Origin of the sequence: Ideonella margarita, assembly GCF_038066635.1 — a bacterium.
Lineage (GTDB): Bacteria > Pseudomonadota > Gammaproteobacteria > Burkholderiales > Burkholderiaceae_C > Ideonella > Ideonella margarita.
The window spans coordinates 185,873-205,132 of record NZ_JBBUTI010000002.1 but is presented as its reverse complement, the minus strand read 5'-3'; the positions used below and the strand labels follow the sequence as shown (position 1 = coordinate 205,132).

Genomic DNA, 19,260 nt, shown 5'->3' with positions numbered 1-19,260 from the left:
GAGTGTCCTGCGGGCACTCTGTCGCTCAATGCAACAAAAAAGCCCCTTGATCGTCGCTGTTTGGCGCTTTCAAGGGGCTGATCGGGCGGCAGCCGCCCGTCTTGGTCGAGCGTGCCTTCAGTGGGCCGGCTCAGCCACCCTCTTGGCCAGATGGGCCAGGGCTTCTTCCACCTGGTCGACCAGCACCAGGCACAGATCACCTGGTTGCAGGCGGCTCAAGGCGGTGTCGATGGCCAGGAACTCGCCGTGGATCTCGTCGACATTGCGGGTACGCGGCGCACCTTCCAGGCCCTGCCGCAGCAGGGCCAGCACTTCGCCGTCTTCGCGACCGCGCTGGCAGGCATCCTGGTACAGGATCACGTCGTCAAAGGCCTTGCCGAGGATCTGCGTCTGTTCGGTGATGTCTTCGTCGCGGCGGTCACCGGCGCCCGAAATGACGACCGAGCGGCGCTTGCCCGGCATCGCGTTCACGGCGTCGACCAGGGCGCGCATGGCGTCCGGGTTGTGGCCATAGTCGGCGATCAGGGTGGCGCCGCGGTAGTCCATCACGTTGAAGCGGCCGGGGGCGTTGTCAGCGTCATTCACGAAGCTGGCCACGCCGGCGCGGATGGCGTCCCACGACAGGCCCACGCCCCAGGCAGCAGCCACCGAGGCCATGGCGTTGTCCACCTGGAAGCCGATGGTGCCGCTGCGGGTGAGTGGCACGTCGGTCAGCGGAATCGATTCGCGCCAGTTGCCTTCCGAGGCCACGATGTGGCCGTCATCGACGAACACGCAGCGCTGGCCCTGGGCGCGGTGGGTGGCCAGCACGGGGTGGTGCCGGTCCGCCGCGAAGTAGATGATGCCGCCCGGGCAGGTCGGAGCCATCGACACGCAATGCGGGTCAGTGGCGTTGAGCACCGCGTAGCCGTCGGTCGACACGTTCTGGACGATGACGCGCTTGAGCACCGCCAGGTCTTCGACCGTGGTGATGAAGTTCAGGCCGAGGTGGTCGCCGGCACCGATGTTGGTGACCACGGCCACCTGGCAACGGTCGTATCCCAGGCCTTCGCGCAGGATGCCGCCACGGGCGGTTTCAAACACGGCGGCGTCCACGTCCGGGTTCATCAGCACGTTGCGCGCGCTGCGCGGGCCGGAGCAGTCGCCGGAGTCGATCTGGCGGCCGTTCACGTGCACGCCGTCGGTGTTGGTCATGCCCACGCGCAGGCCGCTGGCGGCGAACAGGTGGGTGATCAGGCGCGAGGTGGTGGTCTTGCCATTGGTGCCGGTGACGGCCACCACCGGGATGCGGCCGTTTTCGCCGGCCGGATACAGGTGGTTGATGATGGCTTCACCCACTGCGCGACCCTTGCCGAAGGACGGCGACAGGTGCATGCGCAGGCCGGGGGCCGCGTTCACTTCGACCACGCCGCCGCTCTGTTCTTCAAGCGGGCGGATGACGTTGTCGCACACCACGTCAACGCCGCAGATGTCGAGGCCGATCATCTGCGCGGCGGCCACGGCGCGTGCCGCCACTTCCGGGTGCACGTCGTCGGTCACGTCGGTGGCAGTGCCGCCGGTCGACAGATTGGCGTTGTTGCGCAGGATGACGCGCTGGCCCTTGGGCGGCACCGAGGCCGGCGTCAGGCCCTGCAGTTCGAGGCGTGCCACGGCGATGTCGTCGAACCGGATCTTGGTCAGCGACGTGGCATGGCCATCACCACGGCGCGGGTCGGCATTCACCTGGTCCACCAGCTGGCGCACCGTGTGCTCACCGTCGCCGATCACGTGGGGCGGGTCACGCCGGGCAGCGGCCACCAGCTTGTTGCCCACCACCAGCAGGCGGAAGTCGCTGCCGGGCAGGAACTTCTCGACCATCGGATGGCCGTATTCCTCGGCGGCCTTGTAGGCGGCGTCGAGTTGGTCGCGGGTGGTGATGTTCACCGTCACGCCCTTGCCCTGGTTGCCGTCCTGCGGCTTCAGCACCACGGGCAGGCCGATTTCCTCGGCCACTTCCCAGGCCTCGTCGGCGCTGCCCACCGGACGGCCCACCGGCACCGGTACGCCAGCGGCGGCCAGCAGCGTCTTGCACAGGTCTTTGTCTTGGGCGATGGATTCGGAGACGGCGCTGGTTGAGTCCACTTCAGCCGCCCAGATGCGGCGCTGCTTGCTGCCCCAGCCGAACTGCACCAGCGAGCCGCTGGTCAGGCGGCGGTACGGAATGCCGCGAGCCACGCCGGCATACACGATCGAGCCGGTGGACGGCCCGAGGCGCACGTCTTCGTCCAGTTCGCGCAATTCGGCCACGACGGCGTCGGCGTCGAAGGTGCCTTCGGCACTCAGGGCCGCTTCCACCAGCGCCACGGCTGCATCGAAGGCCTTGCGGCCGACCACTTCTTCCGTGTACTCGACCACCACCTGGTAGGTGCCGGCCTCGGTGGTTTCGGTGGTGCGGCTGAAGGTGACCGGGCAGCCGGCCTGGGCCTGCAGCGCCAGTGCGGCGGTTTCAACCACGTGGGCCAGCGAGGTGATGTCGGGCTGGCGCCGCATCGAGCCCAGCGCCGGGAACAGCGTGCGCAAGCGGGTTTCGAAGCCGGGCAGGTTGGTCAGGGCGCGTTCCGCTTCCTGGCAGGCCACGACGGATTCGATGGCGGTGTGACGGCTCCACAGGTTGGGGCCGCGAAGTGCGCGAGTGCGTGAAATGTCCATGGCGTGTTTTTTTGACGACGTCTGCAGCGTGGGTGGGCTGTCTGGCTGGGTCTTGAGAATAGAGCAGAACGGGCTGGTGAATCAGACCGGCGGCTGCAATTCGAAGGTCTCGATGCCGGCGGCAATCAGCTCGGGCCCGATGCCGAAGGCCCAGGCGGTGGCCACAGCCGCCAGCAGGGCTTCGCTCAGACCGTGGTTGCCGGCTTCACCCTTGCGGGCCAGCAGGCCGGCCAGGTCCAGGCCGGTCTGCACGTCGTTGCCGGTGTGGAGCTGCACGCGGCCGCCCTTGAGCGTCACGGCGCGGCCGCCGGCCTGCACATGTTCCAGCAGGGCCGTGGGCAGGGTGTCGCCCCAGGCGTACATCAGCACGCTGCCGTCGCACAGCTCGGCCATCTCGGCGATGCGCGCATCGTTGGCGTTCAGCACGCCAACGCCATCAGACAGCACCACGTCGATCTGGGTGCGCAGCACCTTGAACATCGGCGTTTCGTCGTGGATGTCGTGGTGCGCAAGCCCTTCCCAGCCACCCATGTCGGTGACCACGCCCACATGGCAGCGGTCATAGGGCAGGCCGTCGCCGAGGATCATCGCGGCACTGTTCTCGAACACGGCGGCCTGGGCCTCGCGGTTCATCAGCAGGCGGTGGCTGGCATCCCAGAACTGCTTGCCGGTGCGGGCGATGCGGCGGCTGCCGAGGAACAGACCATCCTGGCAGGCCAGCGCGGTGGGCTTGCCGGCGAGGTGGATCAGCCAGGTCACGGCGCGGGCGATGGTGGCGGTGTGGCGCGTGCCGGCCACGCCGACGATCGGCACACGGCCCGGGCGCGGGTCATGGTCGGATTCGGGGAACAGGTGCTCGACGATGGCCTGGCCAACCGGGCGCGGCTGGCCTTCGGCGGGCTTCAGGTGCATCAGCAGGCCGGGGCCGGCATTGATCTCGACGATGGCGCCGCCCTGGGCTTCCAGCGGGCGGCTGATGTCTTCGCACACCAGATCGACGCCGGCGATGTCCAGGCCCACGGCCCGCACACCCAGCGACACCACATGGGCCACGTCCGGGTGCAGGTCGTCGGTGCAGTCGATCGCGACGTTGCCGTTGCGCTGCACCAGCAGGCGCTTGCCGGCCGGCAGCACCGACTGGCCGTCCAGGCCCTGGCGCTTCAGGTCGAGCAGGATGACTTCGTCTTCGGCAATGTCGAGGCGGTTCAGCGGATGCGCTTCGGTGGTGCCGCGGCGCGGGTCGGAGTTGATCTGGCTGTCGATCAGCTGGGTCACGGTGCTGTGGCCGTCGCCGGTCACCCAGGCGGATTCGCCACGGGCTGCCGCCACCACCTTGCCGCCCACCACCAGCAGTCGGTGTTCGTTGCCTCGGATGCAGCGCTCCACCAGCACTTCGCTGCCGTGCTTGTCGGCCAGCTCGAAGGCGGCGCGGATGTCGGCCTCTTCGGTCAGGTCGAGCGTCACGCCACGGCCGTGGTTGCCGTCGCTGGGCTTGATCACCACCGGGCCGTCCATGTCCCGGGCTTCCGACCAGGCTTCATCGGCACTCGCCACCACCACGCCTTCGGGCACGGGCACGCCGCAGGCCTTCAGCAGGGTCTTGGTGAGGTCCTTGTCGCCGGCGATGCCTTCGGCAATGGCGCAGGTGAGGTCGGTTTCGGCGGTCCAGATGCGGCGCTGGCGCGCGCCGTAGCCCAGCTGCACCAGGTTGCCGTCGTTCAGGCGGATGTGCGGAATGCGGCGGTCGGTGGCGGCCGCCACGATGCAGGCGGTGGACGGGCCGAGGTAGCAGTCGTCAATCGCGTCGCGCACCGCGGTGATGGCGGCTTCGACATCGAACGGCTCATCATTGATGGCCGCCATCAGCAGCGCGTGGCCCTGCTTCAGGGCTTCACGGCCGACTTCTTCGTTGCGGGCGCGAAAGACCATGCGGTAGACGCCGCGCTGCGACACGCTGCGCGTCTGGCCGAAGCCCGTGGGCATGCCAGCCAGGTTCAGCAGCTCGATCACGCAGTGTTCCAGCGTGTGGCCGGCCCAGGTGCCTTCACGCAGACGCTGGATGAAGCCGCCGCGCTCGCCGACGCCGCAGTGGTGTTCTTCCAGGGCGGGCAGCAGGGCCAGCAGGCGGTCGGTGAAGCCGGGCAGCAGGTTCGAGGGGAAGTCTTCCAGTTCGCCCAGATCGAGCCAGACCTCCATCACCGGGCGGTAGGTCCAGATGTTGGGGCCGCGCAGGTAGGTGATGCGTTGCAGCTGGATATCGTTTTTCTTCAGGCTCATGGAAGCGTCTTTGGCAAAGGGTGGTGCGGCCAGATGTGGCATTTTGGGGGCTGCGGAGCGGATTTTGCGCGTTGTCTCGTCAGCGCGTTGTGGCCATGCGCCGTTGGCTGGCACGGCACGGCCTCACATTTGGCGGAAAATCGCCCCTGCCGCCTTCTGGCGACCTACCCCCACCATGCACCATCATCACTCCGAAACTTCCACGGGGGCCTTGCCCCAGCTGCTGCCCGGGACACCCGATGCGCCCCTGCTTGCTGGGGAAAACGCCCTGGCTGCACTGGCGGTTGACCTGAACGAGGCGCTGCGATTCGATCAGGGCCAGCTGCTGCTCACCGACCGCCGCCTGCTGGCCCATGTCGCGGGCGCGTCGGAGTGGCAGTCGTTCCCGCTGGAAGACGGGCAGGTGCTGCGCCACGTGGACCACGCGGGCGTGGGCACGCTGGAGCTGTGCACGGCCGAGCGCCGCATCGCCCGCTGGCGCTTCACCCTCGGCGTGAATGTGCAGGCGCTGCGCCTGGTGCGCCGCTTCGAGCAGTTGCAGCAATCGCGTGCCACCGGCGCAGCCGTGGAGGGCGACGACGCCACCCGCTGCCCGTCGTGCCGCGCACCGCTGCCGGCTGACAGTGACGAGTGCGAGGTCTGCACCCGCGAGCTGAACAGCCCGCCGAGCACCTGGGTGCTGCTGCGCCTGTGGCGCTTCGCCCAGCCCTACCAGGGCCGCCTGCTGATCGGCTTTCTGCTGATGCTGGCGTCCACGGCTGCCACGCTGGTGCCGCCGTACCTCACCATTCCCTTGATGGACGAGGTGCTGATCCCGTTCCAGAACGGCCAGAAGATCGACACGCATTACGTGCTGCTGCTGCTGTCGGGCCTGCTGGGCTCGGGCCTGCTGGCCTGGGGCCTGGGCTGGATCCGCACCTGGCTGCTGGCGCTGGTGTCCGAACGTATTGCCGCCGATCTGCGCACCACTGCCTTCGAGCACCTGCTGGGCCTGTCGCTCGACTATTTCGGCGCCAAGCGCACGGGTGACTTGATGGCCCGCATCGGCTCCGAGACCGACCGCATCTCGGTGTTCCTGTCTCTGCATGCCCTCGATTTCGCGACCGACGTGCTGATGCTCGCCATGACCTCGGCGATCCTGTTCTCGATCAACCCCTGGCTGGCGCTGGTGACCCTGCTGCCGCTGCCCTTCATCGCCTGGATGATCCACACCGTGCGCGACCGCCTGCGCACCGGCTTCGAGAAGATCGACCGGGTCTGGGGCGAGGTGACCAATGTGCTGGCCGACACCATTCCCGGCATCCGCGTGGTGAAGGCCTTTGCCCAGGAAAAGCGCGAAGCCACCCGCTTCCGCGAGGCCAACCAGGCCAACCTGGCGGTGAACGACCGGCTGAACAAGACCTGGAGTCTGTTCACGCCCACGGTGTCGCTGCTCACCGACATGGGCTTGCTGGTGGTCTGGGCGTTCGGCATCTGGCAGGTCAGCCGCGGTGAAATCACCGTCGGTGTGCTGAGCGCCTTCCTGGCCTACATCGGCCGCTTCTACGGCCGGCTTGATTCGATGAGCCGCATCGTCTCGGTCACCCAGAAGGCCGCGGCCGGTGCCAAGCGCATCTTCGACATCCTCGACCATGTCTCCACCGTGCCTGAGCCGGCTGATCCGGTGAAGCTGCCGCCGGGCGGCCTGAGTGGCGGCGTGACGATGGAGAACATCGCGTTCCGCTATGGCAACCGCTCGGTCATCCGTGGCCTGAACCTGGAGATCAAGCCGGGCGAGATGATCGGCCTGGTGGGTCACAGCGGCTCGGGCAAGAGCACGCTGGTGAACCTGCTGTGCCGCTTCCATGACGTGACGGATGGTTCGATCAAGGTCGACGGCATCGACCTGCGCCGCATGGCGGTGGCCGACTACCGCCGCCACATCGGCCTGGTGCTGCAGGAGCCTTTCCTGTTCTTCGGCACGATCGCCGAGAACATCGCCTATGGCCGGCCTGACGCCACCCGCGCCCAGATCGTGGCGGCAGCCCGCGCGGCCCATGCCCACGACTTCATCCTGCGTCTACCGCAGGGCTATGACTCGCTGGTGGGTGAACGTGGCCAGGGCTTGTCGGGCGGTGAGCGTCAGCGCATCTCCATCGCCCGCGCGCTGCTGATCGATCCGAAGTTCCTTATCCTCGACGAGGCCACCTCGGCGGTGGACACCGAGACCGAGAAGGAAATCCAGCGCGCGCTCGACAACCTGGTGCAGGGCCGCACGACGATCGCCATTGCCCACCGCCTGTCAACGCTGCGCAAGGCCGATCGCCTGGTGGTGATGGACCGCGGCGAGGTGGTGGAAGTCGGTCCGCACGACGAGCTGATGGCGCGCCAGGGCCACTACTGGCGCCTGTATGAGGCCCAGGCCCGCAAGGCCGAATCGGATGACGAAGGCAGCGACCACGACGCCGTGCTGTTGTCGAGCCAGTTGCCCCAGCCGTCGGCGCACAGCGCCACGGCGGGTTGAAGGAGACACGCATGAGCCAAGTGACCACCACTGCCCAGGACGCCCCGTTCACGCTGAGCCGTGACGCGCTCGGGCGCCTCGTCTACACCGACGCCGAAGGCCACAGCCAGATCGGCGTGGTGCCGGTGCGGGCCTTTCCGCTGGCCGCACCCGACGAAGGCATCTCGATGGTCGGCCCGGAAGGCAAGGAGCTGTTCTGGGTCGAGCACCTGAGCCAGTTGCCCGTCGGCCAGCGTCAGTTGCTGGAAGACGAGCTGGCCAGCCGCGAGTTCGTGCCGCAGATCAAGCGCCTGCTGTCGGTCTCGACCTTCTCCAGCCCGAGCACCTGGACCGTGGACACCGACCGCGGCGTGACCACGCTGGTGCTCAAGGGCGAGGAAGACATCCGTCGCCTGCCGGGTGCACGCTCCAGCCTGCTCATCACGAGCGGACATGGCATCGTGTTTCTGGTGCCTGACCTGCTTGCCATGGACCGCCACAGCAAGAAGCTGCTCGAGCGCTTCCTCTGATCCATTGACGGCACACCGCGGCGACGTGGTTCGTCCATGAAAAAAGGCCGGTAGCGATACCGGCCTTTTTTGCTTGATGGGTGTGGTCAGGCTGCTTGCCGCGCCTCAGTGCAGCATCAGGTGGTTGCCCGCGTCGCTGGGCAGCCGGAAGGTGGCCACCACGCTGGTCAGGCGGTGCGCCTGGTCCTTCAGCGATTCGGCGGCAGCGGCGCTTTCCTCCACCAGCGCGGCGTTCTGCTGCGTCATCTGGTCGAGCTGGCCGACTGCGTTGTTCACCTGGCCGATGCCGTCGCTCTGCTCGGCTGCTGCGGCGGTGATCTCGCCGATGATGTCGCTGACGCGCTGCACCGACGCCACGATCTCGTTCATCGTGTTGCCGGCGTCCGCCACCAGGCGTGCACCCAGTTCGACCTTGTCGACGCTGGTGCCGATCAGGCTCTTGATCTCGCGCGCGGCTTCGGCCGAGCGCTGGGCCAGTGAGCGCACTTCACCGGCCACCACGGCAAAACCGCGGCCCTGCTCGCCGGCACGGGCGGCTTCCACAGCGGCGTTCAAGGCCAGGATGTTGGTCTGGAAGGCGATGCCGTCGATCACGCCGATGATGTCGGAGATCTTCTTCGAGCTGTGGTTGATCTCGTCCATGGTCGAGACCACCTGCGACACGACCGTGCCGCCGCGTGCGGCCACATCAGCGGCCGACGAGGCCAGCTGGTTGGCGGTGCGGGCCGAATCAGCCGTCTGGTGAACGGTGCCCGACAGCTCGGTCACCGAGCTGGCCGTCTGCTGCAGACTGGAGGCCGTGCGTTCCGTGCGTTGCGACAGATCCTGGTTGCCGCTGGCAATTTCCTGCGAGGCGGTCGCCATCGAATCCGAGCCCTGGCGCACCGTGGCGACGATGCCGGCCAGGCCTTCGCTCATCTCGCGCATCGCGCTGAGCAGGCTGCCGCCGTGGCTGGCATCCACCTCCACGTGCTGTGACAGGTCGCCGCCGGCCATCTTCTGCAGCACCGACCGGGCATATTCCGGCTCGCCGCCGATCTGTGCCCAGATGCTGCGCACCAGGACGGTGGAGCCGATGCCCAGCGCAGCCACCACCGACAGCGCCACCACCACCATCGCGGTCAGGCTGGCCTGAACGCCGGACTCGGCCGAGGCGATGCCCGCGTCCATCGCCGCCTTGGCGTTGTCGCGGGTCTTGCGCACGCTGGCTTCGAGCGTCTTGTAAGCCGATTGCATCTTCGGCACGGCCACGGCCTGGTCGCCCTGCTTGGCGCCCAGCAGAATGCCGGCCGCCTCCAGCGTGGCGCTGGCGTAGTCGTTGAACTGTGATTGCAGCGCAGCCACTTCCGCGTCCTTGCCTTGCAAGCCTTTCAGCTTGGCCAGCTGGGCGCTCATGGCCTTGCTGCGTTCTTCCACATCCTTCAGACGTTCCTTTTCACCCTCGGCCACGGCGCTCTGCACCACGGCCACGAGGGATTCAAGCTGACCGGCGAACTCGGTCACGCCGTCGAGGTACGGATAGTCCGCCGCGCCCATCTGGTGGATGGTGCCCGTGGTGCGTTGCGAGACCCAAGCCACGACGCTGACGCCGAGCACAAAGATGAGTGCCGCCGCGATCGGCAAGAGCCAGATTCGTTGTTTGAGTCCCATGGGGAGTCTCCGTACTTCTTTCAGATCCAAAGGGGGAAGGTCAGGGCTGGGGCGATCAGTCCGCCACCAGCACCGACTTCACGGTGCCGTCCACCGCCGATTTCTCGATGTAGCCGATCGCGTCAGGGTTGGCTGCCACGAACTTCTTCACCTCAGCCGAGCTGGCCAGCGGCTTGGGCGGCGTCGCCTTGCCCGAGAAGGTCAGGCGGGACCAGGCGGCCTTCACCTGCGCACCGGTCTTGCCGGTGACCTTGCCGTAGAACTGCTCGTACACGGGGCTGCCTTCAGGCTGGTCGGCCATGGCGGCGGTGGCGCCCGAGGGCAGGGTGCCGACCTTGCCCAGGAAGATGGCGCTGACCTGTTCAGCCGTCATGCTGCCGGTGGCGCTTTTCGGGTTGACGATGACAGCGACTTCAGCCGAAGCCAGCGTCGCGGCGCCGGCGAGGGTCAGACCAAGAGCCAGGCGCTTGCAGAGAGAGATATTGAGCATGTTGCCGGGCTCCTTCAGAACACGTGATCGACCGACAGGCCGTAGACATTGACACTGGCGCCGTCACCGAAGCCGGTTTGCGGGTAGCCGAACAGGCCGCGGCCGCCGTCTGTCTTGATGTGCTCCATCTGGAACTTCACGGCGGTGTTGCGATAGGCATCCCAGCGCAGGCCGAGCGCCGCGCTCTTCTGGCCCAGGGCCTGGGTGGCCACGGCGCCGTCCACGGCCATCGACAGGCCGGTCAGTGCCGGTGCGACGCCCTTGGGGATCGTGTTCACGACATTGCTGTCGTCGACCTTGATGGCGGAAATGACGGCATACGGCGTGAAGTTGCCGATCCGGTAGCCCACCGAGGTGTACCAGCCGGTGGTGTCCGACACATAGCTCTGGTTCTTGCGGCGCGTGTATTCAGCGCTCGCCACCCAGTTGCCCTGGTCGTAACCCAGGCCCAGGCCCGAGAACGAGGCCGGCTTGTTGGTGGGGTCGAGTTGCTGGGCGACGCTGGTGAAGCCCGCGCCGTTCAGCACGGTCAGCAGGCCGTTCAGGGTGGCGTTGTGCACCGTCAGCTTGCTTTCCACATGACCCAGGCGCAGCGTCCAGCCGCCGTCCAGTTCCACCGTGGCGTTCAGGCCGTAGATGTCCTTCAGGTCGAGCTTGTTGCCCGTGTAGACGGCAGACGATTTGCCACCGAACAGCTGGGTGTTCACGGTGGCACCGGCCAGCTGGAACTGCCAGCTGATGTCAGCGCCGTCGGCATGGCTCACCGGCACCTGGCCGTAAACGTCCAGCGGCGGACGCATCCACACGTTGGCGTAGTTCACGTCGCGGAAGTCAGACACGGCGAAGATCGGCAGGCCGATGCGGCCCACGCGCACGCCCACCTGCGGCGTCAGTTGCGCCTTCACGAAGGCCCATTCGACGGTCGGCGTCCAGTTGCCGTCGCCGGTGTACTTGGTGATGACCTGGCCGGTGGCCGAGAACATGCTGTTCAGCTTGCCCGACAGTTGCAGGCCCAGCTTGGTGTCGGGCGTGAACGAGGCCGAGCGCGTGGCGCCGTCGTCAGCCTGACCCGGCACGCCGAAGACGGCGCGGCTCTCGGTGGTGCGCACGACTCCTGCCGTGGCGAAGCCCGAGAAATTCAGCGAGGTTTCGTCGCTCTGTGCGTGGGCCAGGCCGCAGGCAGCAGCGCAGGCCAGGGCCAGCAGGCGTGGTGAGGGGGTGCGAAGCGCGTTCATTGTCTTCCTGTGTGGTGAAGGTCTTGTCCTTTGCATGCGGCAGCCTGACCAAGTGGCTGTCCCGGACACATGCATTCAACTTCGGCCACTTTGCCCATTCCTTGAGCACCCAATCCCCGGAATACGGCACTGATGCGCGCCATATTCCTCATGCAAAGGCGATGCTCGCCACGTAGCGCGGGTCCTGGCCAATACTTGCGCCGGGGCCATCGTCGGCTTCATGCGGGGCCGACTAGACTGACGGCATGAACCTGCCCGATGACGAATTGAATGACGCAACCGCCGACGCAGCGGTGCACGAGGCCCGCCTGTGGCGCGACAAGGGATGGACCGCCCAGGTCTTCAAGAACGAAGACGACGACGGCTGGGCCGTGGGCATGACGCGCGACGGCGAAAGTGAGCCCGCGCTGGTCGGCCCGTGGACGATGGGCCGCGACAAGAAGAACCCGAAGCCGCTGGATGTGAATGCCTTCAACACGCTGGTGAAAACCGCGTCTGAAGTGATCCGCCGGCATGAGCAGCACCTGCAGGCCACGCTGCACAAGCAGGTGGTGGTCAATCTGGGTGATCGGCGCATCACCGTGTGTCTCGACATCGAACCCGATGACGAAAACCCCCAGGCGAGCCTGAGCGCGCTCGATGAGGGCGATGAGTGCCTGGCCCGCGTGTCGGTGTCGCCGGGCTTCAAGCTCGACCGCGCCAGTGCCACGGCGTGGATCGAGGCCGACTTCGAACGCCCCGGCCGCCGCGCTGACTGATCAGCGGCCCGCGGTTTGGCCGCGGCGCCGCCGATCGCCTCAGCGCCGGGCGCGGGGCGTGAAGTTCAGGCTGACCGACAGCCGCGTGGCGCCGGCCACCTGAACCGGCACCGCCGGCTGTTCGATGAACTGCTGCGGGTGCCACACCACCACCTGCAAGGCGCCGTCCGGCACATTGGCCAGTTGCACCGAGCCATCGGCACCGCTGATGCCGTGCCACGGCGAGTCGGTCACATACAGGCTGCCCTGCATTCGCGAGTGCAGCAGGCAGCCGAGCGTCACCGGCCCCGGCCCGCCTTCGATCACGACTTCGGGCGAGGACGAGGGCTTGGTGGAGCCGGCATCGGAGCCGGCGATGCGGTACTCGAACACCTGCGCCTGGCTGCCCTTGACGTGGTGATCAAAGCTGTCGCGGTTGGTGAAGCGCACCTTGGTGCCCGGCGTGACGACGCTGACGGCCGGCACGAACCGCATGCCCTGCTGCGTGATTTCCACCGGTGCCATGGCCGCCACCCGCGGTGCCAGACCGGGGCTGCGCACCACCACGGCCACATCGGGCACGGGCTGGCCGCTGGCGTCCACCACGCGCACGGTCAAGGTGGCTGCGCTGGCGCTGGCCAGCAAGCTCCATCCCAGTGCCAGGCCGCTGGCAAGCAAGCGAGTCTGCCGGTTCATCGCACGGTGATGCTGTCGCGGTGCATCGGCGCCAGGGCCGCCAGCAGGCGGTTCTGGGCGGTGAAGGGAATGCCGCGCGCGTCCATCGACTGCTGCAGCACTTCCACCAGCGCATTGAAGTCTTGCTTGCGGATGTCCAGATCGCGGTGGGCGGTCTTCATGTCGGCGCCCTTGTAGGCGCAGCCGCCGCCCAGCACCTGGCAGAACTGATCTGCCAGCTTGGTGGCCAGCTCCGGCGCGTTGGTCTTCTCGAAGAAGGGGGCGGTGCGCGGGTCGCGCTGCAGGCGGGCCACGAAATCGGTGCCCAGCTCACCCAGGCCGGCGCGCGCGCCGAAGGCGGCGAAAGTGCCGGCATCAACAGGCACAGCCGCGGTGGTGCTGGTGGGCGCCGCTGCCGGCATCGCGGCTTGTGCATGGGCGGCTGGGCCGTGCATGGTCAGCCAGGCACCAAGCAGCGTGGCCGTGAGCGTGGCGGGAGCCTTGAAGAAGGCGGGGCGAAGGGTGTGTGCAGTCATGGCGGCGTTCATTAAAATGGGGTGCGGTGTCAGAAGGCCACCTGGGCCGACAGGTAGGTGCCGGTCTGGCGGCGGGCGGCCACGGCAGGCACGATGCGGCCGAGGTCGACATGGGCCAGCGTCAACGACAGGTGCTTGTTCGGTGCCCAGGCCACGAACACGTCCTTCCAGTCGTCTTCCTTCAAGCCGGCGCCGAGGATGGACGGGTTGAGGTTGTCGGGCTTGGCGCGGTATTCCACGCCCACCACCAGGTCCTTGCGCAGCAGCCAGGCCAGCGACACCTCCGGCATCAGGCGCATCTTGGTGTGGCCGGTGCCGCCAAAGCCCAGCAGGCCGTTCTGGTTCGCCTTGGTGGTGCGCAGCGTGCCGTTCACCAGCACGCCTTGGGCCAGAAACAGCTTGGTGGCGCTGAGGTAGACATCCACGCCATCGGTGCGGGCGCCCAGTGCCGCGAGCGTGGGGGCCAGGCCACCCGCGTCCAGCGTCTTGGATTCAATGCCCACGGCCAGCTGCGGCATCCAGGTGTCGCTGTCGAGCACGGCATCACCGGCGAAGTGCCACTTGGCCCCGACGATGTTTTGCTTCAGGCGCAAGCCGGGCAAGCCCAGGGCGGTGCCCGTGTTGCCGGTGTCGAAATCCTGGCGGGCGAGGGACAGCTCGATCTGGTCGTTCCAGGCCACGGTCACGCCGCCGGTGTTCATCGCGTAGTCGCCGGTGCGCACGCTGGTCAGGTGGGCGGTGGCGCCCCATTGCCCTTCAGTGGCGTAGCTGCCAGTCACGGCCCAGGGCGTGAGGCCACCGCCCGCCGCGCCGTCGATGCTGCTGACGCCGCCGGTCAACAGCAGCTTGCCGTCGGCGGCCTTCGCGGGCGGCATCATGCCCAGCAGCCCACCCGCCAGGGCCAGGCCCATGGCCAGCCGTGCCGCCGGCATGGCATTCAGACGGGTCGGGCGAGCGGCGGCGGCCGCTGAGCGGGAAGGTGCGTGCATGGAGGAGCCTGTGTGGGTGAAAGTGACGGATCGGGCCGAATGGCGCATTGATCTACCTTCGGTATACGCAGCACGGCTGGCACTGGATGCACCCATGTTGAACAAAGGGTCTTTCGCGGCAGACCAGGGCAGATGCCACGAAGCCGGCGCGCCGTCACCACACCGTCAAGACACAGTGCCGAAATGCAGGCGGGCCCGCGGCGGGTGCTGCCCAGGCTGGGCAGACTGGCGCTCGTCTTTCATTTCCTCGTCCTTTTCAGGAGCACGACATGGACATTTCCACGTTCCAACACTTCCTCAGCACCACAGCGACCGAGCTGGCCATCAAGGTGCTGGCTTCAATCGCCTTCTGGATCATCGGCCGCTGGCTGATCGGCCGGGTGGTGGGTCTGATGCAGGCTGCCATGGGCCGCAACCATGTCGACCCGACTCTCACCAAGTACCTGGGCAACATCCTGGCGGTGGCGTTGAACATTGCCCTGGTGCTCGGCATCCTGGGCTACTTCGGCATCCAGACGACCTCGTTCGCTGCCTTGCTGGCGGGCGCCGGTGTGGCCATTGGCGCGGCCTGGAGCGGCATGCTGGGCAACTTCGCGGCGGGCGCCTTCATGCTGGTGCTGCGCCCGTTCAAGGTGGGTGACTTCGTGTCGGTCGGCGGCATCACCGGCACCGTGCATGAGCTGGGCTTGTTCGCCACCACGCTGGTCACGCCCGACAACGTGATGACGCTGGTGGGCAACGGCAAGATCTTTGCCGACACCATGCAGAACTTCAGCGCTCTGCCGGCGCGACGCGTCGAGCGCACCGCCCAGCTGGCCGTGGGTGTCGATCCGATCGACGCCATCGCCCGCCTGCGCGCGGCAGTGAGCCAGATTCCCAACGTGGTGGCCCAGCCCGCACTGGAAGTGGCCCTGCTCGACATGAACCTGAATGGCCCGGTGATTGCCGTGCGCCCGTATTGCGCCAACGAGCACTACTGGCAGGTGTACTTCGACACCAACGAAACCATCGTCCGCGTGGCGCGTGAAGCTGGCTGGCCCGCACCGACCCCGGCGCTGGTGAGCCGCATCATCCAGGCCGGCTGACGTTCAGGGCGACACAGCCGCCTGCAGCCGCGCCAGCTTGCCGGCATACAGCCCCTGCTCATGCGTGGGGCTGTGCTGCACGGCCAGGGCCAGGTGGCGGCTGGCCTGCTCAGGCTGCTTCAATTGCAGATAGGCCTGGGCCAGCCAGACGTGCACGTCGCGCTGGGTGGCGTCGCGCTTCAGCAGGCGCTCCAGCAAAGCGCGAGCAGTGCCAGCGTCGCCGCTTTGCAGTGCGACCTGCGCCCTGCGAAATTCGCCCCATGGCGCTTCCCGCTGCAGGCGCGCCAGCCGCGCTTCACTGCGTGCGGCCTCATCAGTTTGCCCCAGTGCGCGCTGCACGGCCGCCAGGTTGCCCAGCACGCCCGGGCTGTCCGGTTGCTGGCGCAGTGCCATCTGCCAGGCCTGCTCTGCCGGGGCCAGCAGGCCCTTGCGCTGGTAGATCACGCCCAGGGTGTTGAGCGCCGGCGTGAAGTTCGGGTCACGGCGCAAGGCAGCCTGCGCCCAGGCGTAGGCATCGTCCGTGGCGCCGCTCAGCAAATGTTCAACCGCCCGGTTGTTCATGAACATCGTGACGATCATGGCTTCGGTGATGGTGCGGCTGGGTTGCCCCTGCATCAGCTCGTGCGGCAGGAAATCAACGACCAGCGACATGCCGCTGTCGTCCGTCCAGACGCTGCCTTGCGCGCGCTGGCCCAGCACCAGATTCACGTGGTCATTCACCACCAGCACGTCGCCGGCCAGGCTCCAGCTGGCCTCCACCTGCACCTGCTGGAAATGCACGTTCAAGCCCAGTGCCCGTGCCATGGCCGCTGACAGGATCACCAGAGACAGGCAGTTGCCTGAGCGTGCCTCGAACGCCTCTGCCGCCGTGCGGGTGATGCGGGCGTCGTAATCGAGCTTCAGCTGCCGGCTAGCCTGCAGCGCTCGGTAGAGGCCGCGCAGGCGCCCCTCCGATTGCAGGCGCGGGCCGAGTTCCACCCGCAGATAACGCTGCATCTCGTCGCTCAGCGTGAACAGCTGGCTGACGTCGACCGGCTGCTGCGGCGGGCTGAAGGCTGCGTCTTGCCAGAGCGCTGCATCGGCCAGCTGCGGGGTGGGCGGGGGCGTCATGCAGGCGGTGAGGCTGACTGCAAGGCAAGCAGACAGGCCCGCCACGACACAGGCTCGCCAGACGGGGTTGGATCGGCACGGCATGGTCGACTCCTTCTAACGCCACGGGGCAGCGCACCCCGGGGTCCCATCCTAGGCTCAAGCGGAAGGCGGCGCCATCGAGGGTGATGCCGAGGCAGCGTCAGGAAAAGCTGACCAGCACCACGCTGTCGCTGGCCACGCTGGCCCAGACGGGCGTGCCGGGCTCTGGCAGCTGTCCTTCCCCCGGGCTGGCGTGCGACAGCCCATGCCAGAGCCCATGCAGCAGCCCGCCGCCGGGCAAGGCCAGCGTCACGCCCACATGGGCGCTGCCCGGCCGGCAGGCTTGCAGCGTGCCCTGCCAGCGCGTCAGGTGGGCGGCGGCCCGCGGCCGGGTGGCGCGCACCTGAACCCAGGGGGCCTTGATCAGCGCAAACAGCGTCTGCCCGGGCGCCAGGGTCATCTCATGCACCGCCTCGGGCGTGACGCTGGCCAGCAGCGGGCCATCGGCACCCAGGTCCAGCTGCACGTCGACCATGCCGCCGCGGTCCACCAGCTGCAGCACCGTGGCGGCGAACTGGTTGCGGGCACTGCTGCGCATGGTGAGGCGCCGCAGGTGGCTGCGCAGGGCGTCGGGGGTGCTGTCGGCCGGCATGCTGCCGAGCCGGTTCAGCACATCCTGCTGCGAGCTGGCCATGGCCCGGTACAGCGCCATCAGCTGCCGGGCGTGGGCGGTCAGGCGGGTGCCGCCGCCGCCCGCGCCGCCGGTGAGCCGCTCCACCAGCGGCGTGGCCGACAGGCTGCTCATCGTGTTGAGCATTTCCCACGCTGCCTTGTACGACATGGGCACATGGGCCGCCGCCCGATTGAGCGAGCCGTGGGTGTCGATGGCCTCCAGCAGCCGCATGCGGGTGTCGTCCAGCAGGCTGCCCTGCGGGCCCTGCAGCGCGAAGTGCCCGGTCAGCGGGGAGGTGGCGGCCGCCTTGGCCGCCGTCATTGGGCGACGCCGTTCAATCATGGGGGGCAGTGTAGGCAGCCCTGGCGCAAAACCTGCTGAGCATGACGAAGAAGATCAACACCCTTGGAGGCCATCATGATCACTGCACCGTTGCTGGGCATCGTCCAGGAGACGGGCGACGCTGTCATCACGCTGCTGGGCGATCAGGACCAGGGGGAGCTGCTGGCCAGTGTCGCCACGCGGGCGGAAGTGGCGCAGCAGCTGTCAGCGCTGGCGTCGGTGATGCGCTCGGCCCCGGACAAGCTGGTCAAGGCCATGCCGGAGGTGGATTGGGCGGGCTGGGCCGGGGTGGGCGTCTCGCTGCGGTTCCCGGGGCCGGCTTTTGAGGACGCGCTGTGGTTCGGCGCGCATGCCCTGGTGCCGCATACCCTGGCCCGGCTGGCCGAATACCGGCAGAGCCGGCCGGAGTTGTTCAGGTGGTGGGGCTGAGCCCGAAGCGGACTTGCCCACAGCGGTTCCGAGCGTCAGCCGTTGGGCACTTCACCCCTGCAGGCGTCGCAGTTCTTCCGGCGTGTTGGCGTTGGCAAACGCCGCGGCGTTGTCAAACACGACCGTGGCGCAGCGGTGCTGGGCCGTCCACACATCGATCTTGCGTTGACCCGATTGCGTGAACGCGACCAGGCTTTCCATCAGCGAGGTCTTCATCAGGCAGAACACCGGCTGTACCTGCACCTTCAAGGTGCCATCGGCCGAGCCCTCGTCGGGCTCCATCGTGGCCGCCATGGCCAGATCGGCGTCTTCCGCTTCCAGCGCGGCTGCCAGACGCTGCACCAGGTCGGGTGGGAAGTTCGGCGTGTCGCAAGGCACGGTCACGAGGTACGGGGTTTCGCTGCGCTCCAACCCGGCGAGGAAGCCCGCCAGCGGGCCGGGGAAGTCGCTCACCGCATCCGGCCAGACCGGCACGCCCATCGATTCATAGGCGCCGAGGTTCCGGTTGGCATTGATCATCAGATGCCCCACCTGCTGCCCGAGCCGCAGCAGCGCGTGCATGGCCAGCGGCATGCCGAGGTGGTTCTGCAGGCCCTTGTCGACGCCGCCCATGCGGCTGCCGCGCCCGCCCGCCAGGATCAGGCCGGTGATGTCATCGGTGTTGATCACGCTTCAGCCCTCCAGCATGTCGAAGGCTTGCGTTTCCACCTGCATGAAGGCCTGGGTGAAGCCCGCCAGCTGCCGGTACAAGCGCGCCGCCGGGTGCACGGCCACGGTGTCGCAGAGCTTGCCGACCCAGGTCTGCATGTGATTGCGGAAGAAGCGGCGCTGCTGCTCCAGGTTGCAGATGGCGATGTCGTCACCGGCGATGAGCCAGCGCATCACTTCCAGGCCGTAGGCGATGTGGTCTTCGGTGTCGCCAGAGGTCTCGTCGCGGGTCAGACCGAGTCGGGCGAGGTCTTCCCGCAGCACGGCCAGCGGCTTCTCGTTCAGAAAGCCGGCCAGGTAAAACGAGCCGAACAGAAAGACCTCGGGCTTGCCGACTCCGCCGAACAGCGCATCGAACTCCAGCTTGGCATCCGCCTCGGTGGTGGCCCGCAGGGTGCCCACGAGCTGTTCCCAGGGGCCTTCCAGAAAGGCGCCTGATTCAGGCGCCTGCGTCACGGCGACGCCGAACTGGCGCAGCAGGGCCTCATCGGGCGGTGCCAGCCACAGGCGGGCCAGCAGGCCGTACAGCTCGGCACGGGCCAGCTCTTCGCTGTCGTCGGCGGTGGCAAAGCTCAGGGAGCGCAGTTGGTCGGCGTTCATGGC

The 19,260-nt window shown here is 67.7% G+C and carries 17 protein-coding genes; 5 read left to right on the top strand and 12 right to left on the bottom strand.

Features of this window, described 5'->3' with window-relative positions; translation table 11 throughout:
* Positions 1–117: 117 nt before the first annotated feature.
* Positions 118–2,688, bottom strand: a complete 2,571-nt coding sequence (cphA, locus tag AACH00_RS03910) for a cyanophycin synthetase (RefSeq protein WP_341397679.1) — start codon at positions 2,686–2,688, stop codon at positions 118–120.
* A gap of 81 nt (positions 2,689–2,769) precedes the next feature.
* Complete coding sequence (locus AACH00_RS03905; protein ID WP_341397677.1) at positions 2,770–4,965, bottom strand: cyanophycin synthetase; 2,196 nt, start codon at positions 4,963–4,965, stop codon at positions 2,770–2,772.
* A gap of 175 nt (positions 4,966–5,140) precedes the next feature.
* On the opposite strand from AACH00_RS03905, the gene AACH00_RS03900 reads away from it, so the two are divergent.
* A complete protein-coding gene (locus AACH00_RS03900; protein WP_341397676.1) occupies positions 5,141–7,468 on the top strand; it encodes a cyanophycin metabolism-associated ABC transporter in 2,328 nt (775 codons plus the stop codon).
* 11 nt (positions 7,469–7,479) lie between these two features.
* Positions 7,480–7,977, top strand: coding sequence for a cyanophycin metabolism-associated DUF1854 family protein (locus tag AACH00_RS03895; RefSeq protein ID WP_341397675.1), 498 nt, complete (start codon positions 7,480–7,482; stop codon positions 7,975–7,977).
* Between the two features lie 105 nt (positions 7,978–8,082).
* Here AACH00_RS03895 and AACH00_RS03890 read toward each other — a convergent pair whose 3' ends face one another.
* The 3 genes from AACH00_RS03890 to AACH00_RS03880 are packed head-to-tail and all read right to left on the bottom strand — an operon-like array spanning position 8,083 to position 11,352.
* Positions 8,083–9,627 carry a methyl-accepting chemotaxis protein gene (locus tag AACH00_RS03890; RefSeq protein WP_341397674.1) on the bottom strand — a complete coding sequence of 515 codons (1,545 nt, stop codon included), beginning with the start codon at positions 9,625–9,627 and terminating at the stop codon, positions 8,083–8,085.
* 55 nt (positions 9,628–9,682) lie between these two features.
* Positions 9,683–10,117, bottom strand: a complete 435-nt coding sequence (locus AACH00_RS03885) for a hypothetical protein (protein ID WP_341397673.1) — start codon at positions 10,115–10,117, stop codon at positions 9,683–9,685.
* A gap of 14 nt (positions 10,118–10,131) precedes the next feature.
* Entirely contained in the window at positions 10,132–11,352 is a 1,221-nt protein-coding gene (locus AACH00_RS03880) for a porin (RefSeq protein WP_341397671.1), read from the bottom strand.
* Between the two features lie 245 nt (positions 11,353–11,597).
* Between AACH00_RS03880 and AACH00_RS03875 the strand changes: the two genes are divergently transcribed.
* Positions 11,598–12,110 carry a hypothetical protein gene (locus AACH00_RS03875; protein ID WP_341397670.1) on the top strand — a complete coding sequence of 171 codons (513 nt, stop codon included), beginning with the start codon at positions 11,598–11,600 and terminating at the stop codon, positions 12,108–12,110.
* Between the two features lie 39 nt (positions 12,111–12,149).
* Here AACH00_RS03875 and AACH00_RS03870 read toward each other — a convergent pair whose 3' ends face one another.
* Genes AACH00_RS03870 through AACH00_RS03860 form a run of 3 tightly spaced genes read right to left on the bottom strand, consistent with a single transcriptional unit; the run spans position 12,150 to position 14,289 of the window.
* Positions 12,150–12,785: a plastocyanin gene (locus AACH00_RS03870; RefSeq protein WP_341397668.1), complete on the bottom strand. Its 636-nt coding sequence runs from the start codon at positions 12,783–12,785 to the stop codon at positions 12,150–12,152.
* Complete coding sequence (locus tag AACH00_RS03865; RefSeq protein ID WP_341397666.1) at positions 12,782–13,300, bottom strand: group I truncated hemoglobin; 519 nt, start codon at positions 13,298–13,300, stop codon at positions 12,782–12,784. The genes AACH00_RS03870 and AACH00_RS03865 overlap by 4 nt, the downstream gene beginning before the upstream one ends.
* A gap of 29 nt (positions 13,301–13,329) precedes the next feature.
* Positions 13,330–14,289, bottom strand: coding sequence for a DUF3034 family protein (locus tag AACH00_RS03860; RefSeq protein WP_423221889.1), 960 nt, complete (start codon positions 14,287–14,289; stop codon positions 13,330–13,332).
* 269 nt (positions 14,290–14,558) lie between these two features.
* On the opposite strand from AACH00_RS03860, the gene AACH00_RS03855 reads away from it, so the two are divergent.
* Positions 14,559–15,374, top strand: coding sequence for a mechanosensitive ion channel family protein (locus AACH00_RS03855; RefSeq protein WP_341397665.1), 816 nt, complete (start codon positions 14,559–14,561; stop codon positions 15,372–15,374).
* A gap of 3 nt (positions 15,375–15,377) precedes the next feature.
* Here AACH00_RS03855 and AACH00_RS03850 read toward each other — a convergent pair whose 3' ends face one another.
* Positions 15,378–16,484, bottom strand: a complete 1,107-nt coding sequence (locus AACH00_RS03850; RefSeq protein ID WP_341397663.1) for a tetratricopeptide repeat protein — start codon at positions 16,482–16,484, stop codon at positions 15,378–15,380.
* Between the two features lie 181 nt (positions 16,485–16,665).
* Positions 16,666–17,520: a TOBE domain-containing protein gene (locus tag AACH00_RS03845; protein WP_341397662.1), complete on the bottom strand. Its 855-nt coding sequence runs from the start codon at positions 17,518–17,520 to the stop codon at positions 16,666–16,668.
* Between the two features lie 75 nt (positions 17,521–17,595).
* Here AACH00_RS03845 and AACH00_RS03840 point away from each other — a divergent pair, with 75 nt between their 5' ends.
* Positions 17,596–17,949 (top strand): hypothetical protein, encoded by a 354-nt coding sequence (locus tag AACH00_RS03840; RefSeq protein ID WP_341397661.1) that lies wholly within the window; start codon positions 17,596–17,598, stop codon positions 17,947–17,949.
* A 51-nt stretch (positions 17,950–18,000) separates the two neighbouring features.
* On the opposite strand, the gene mobA is transcribed toward AACH00_RS03840, so the two are convergent.
* Both mobA and AACH00_RS03830 read right to left on the bottom strand, forming a co-directional pair.
* Positions 18,001–18,618, bottom strand: coding sequence for a molybdenum cofactor guanylyltransferase MobA (mobA, locus tag AACH00_RS03835; RefSeq protein WP_341397659.1), 618 nt, complete (start codon positions 18,616–18,618; stop codon positions 18,001–18,003).
* Positions 18,619–18,621: 3 nt separating this feature from the next.
* On the bottom strand, positions 18,622–19,257 hold the full coding sequence (locus AACH00_RS03830) for a TorD/DmsD family molecular chaperone (protein WP_341397658.1): 636 nt from the start codon (positions 19,255–19,257) through the stop codon (positions 18,622–18,624).
* Positions 19,258–19,260 lie beyond the last annotated feature (3 nt).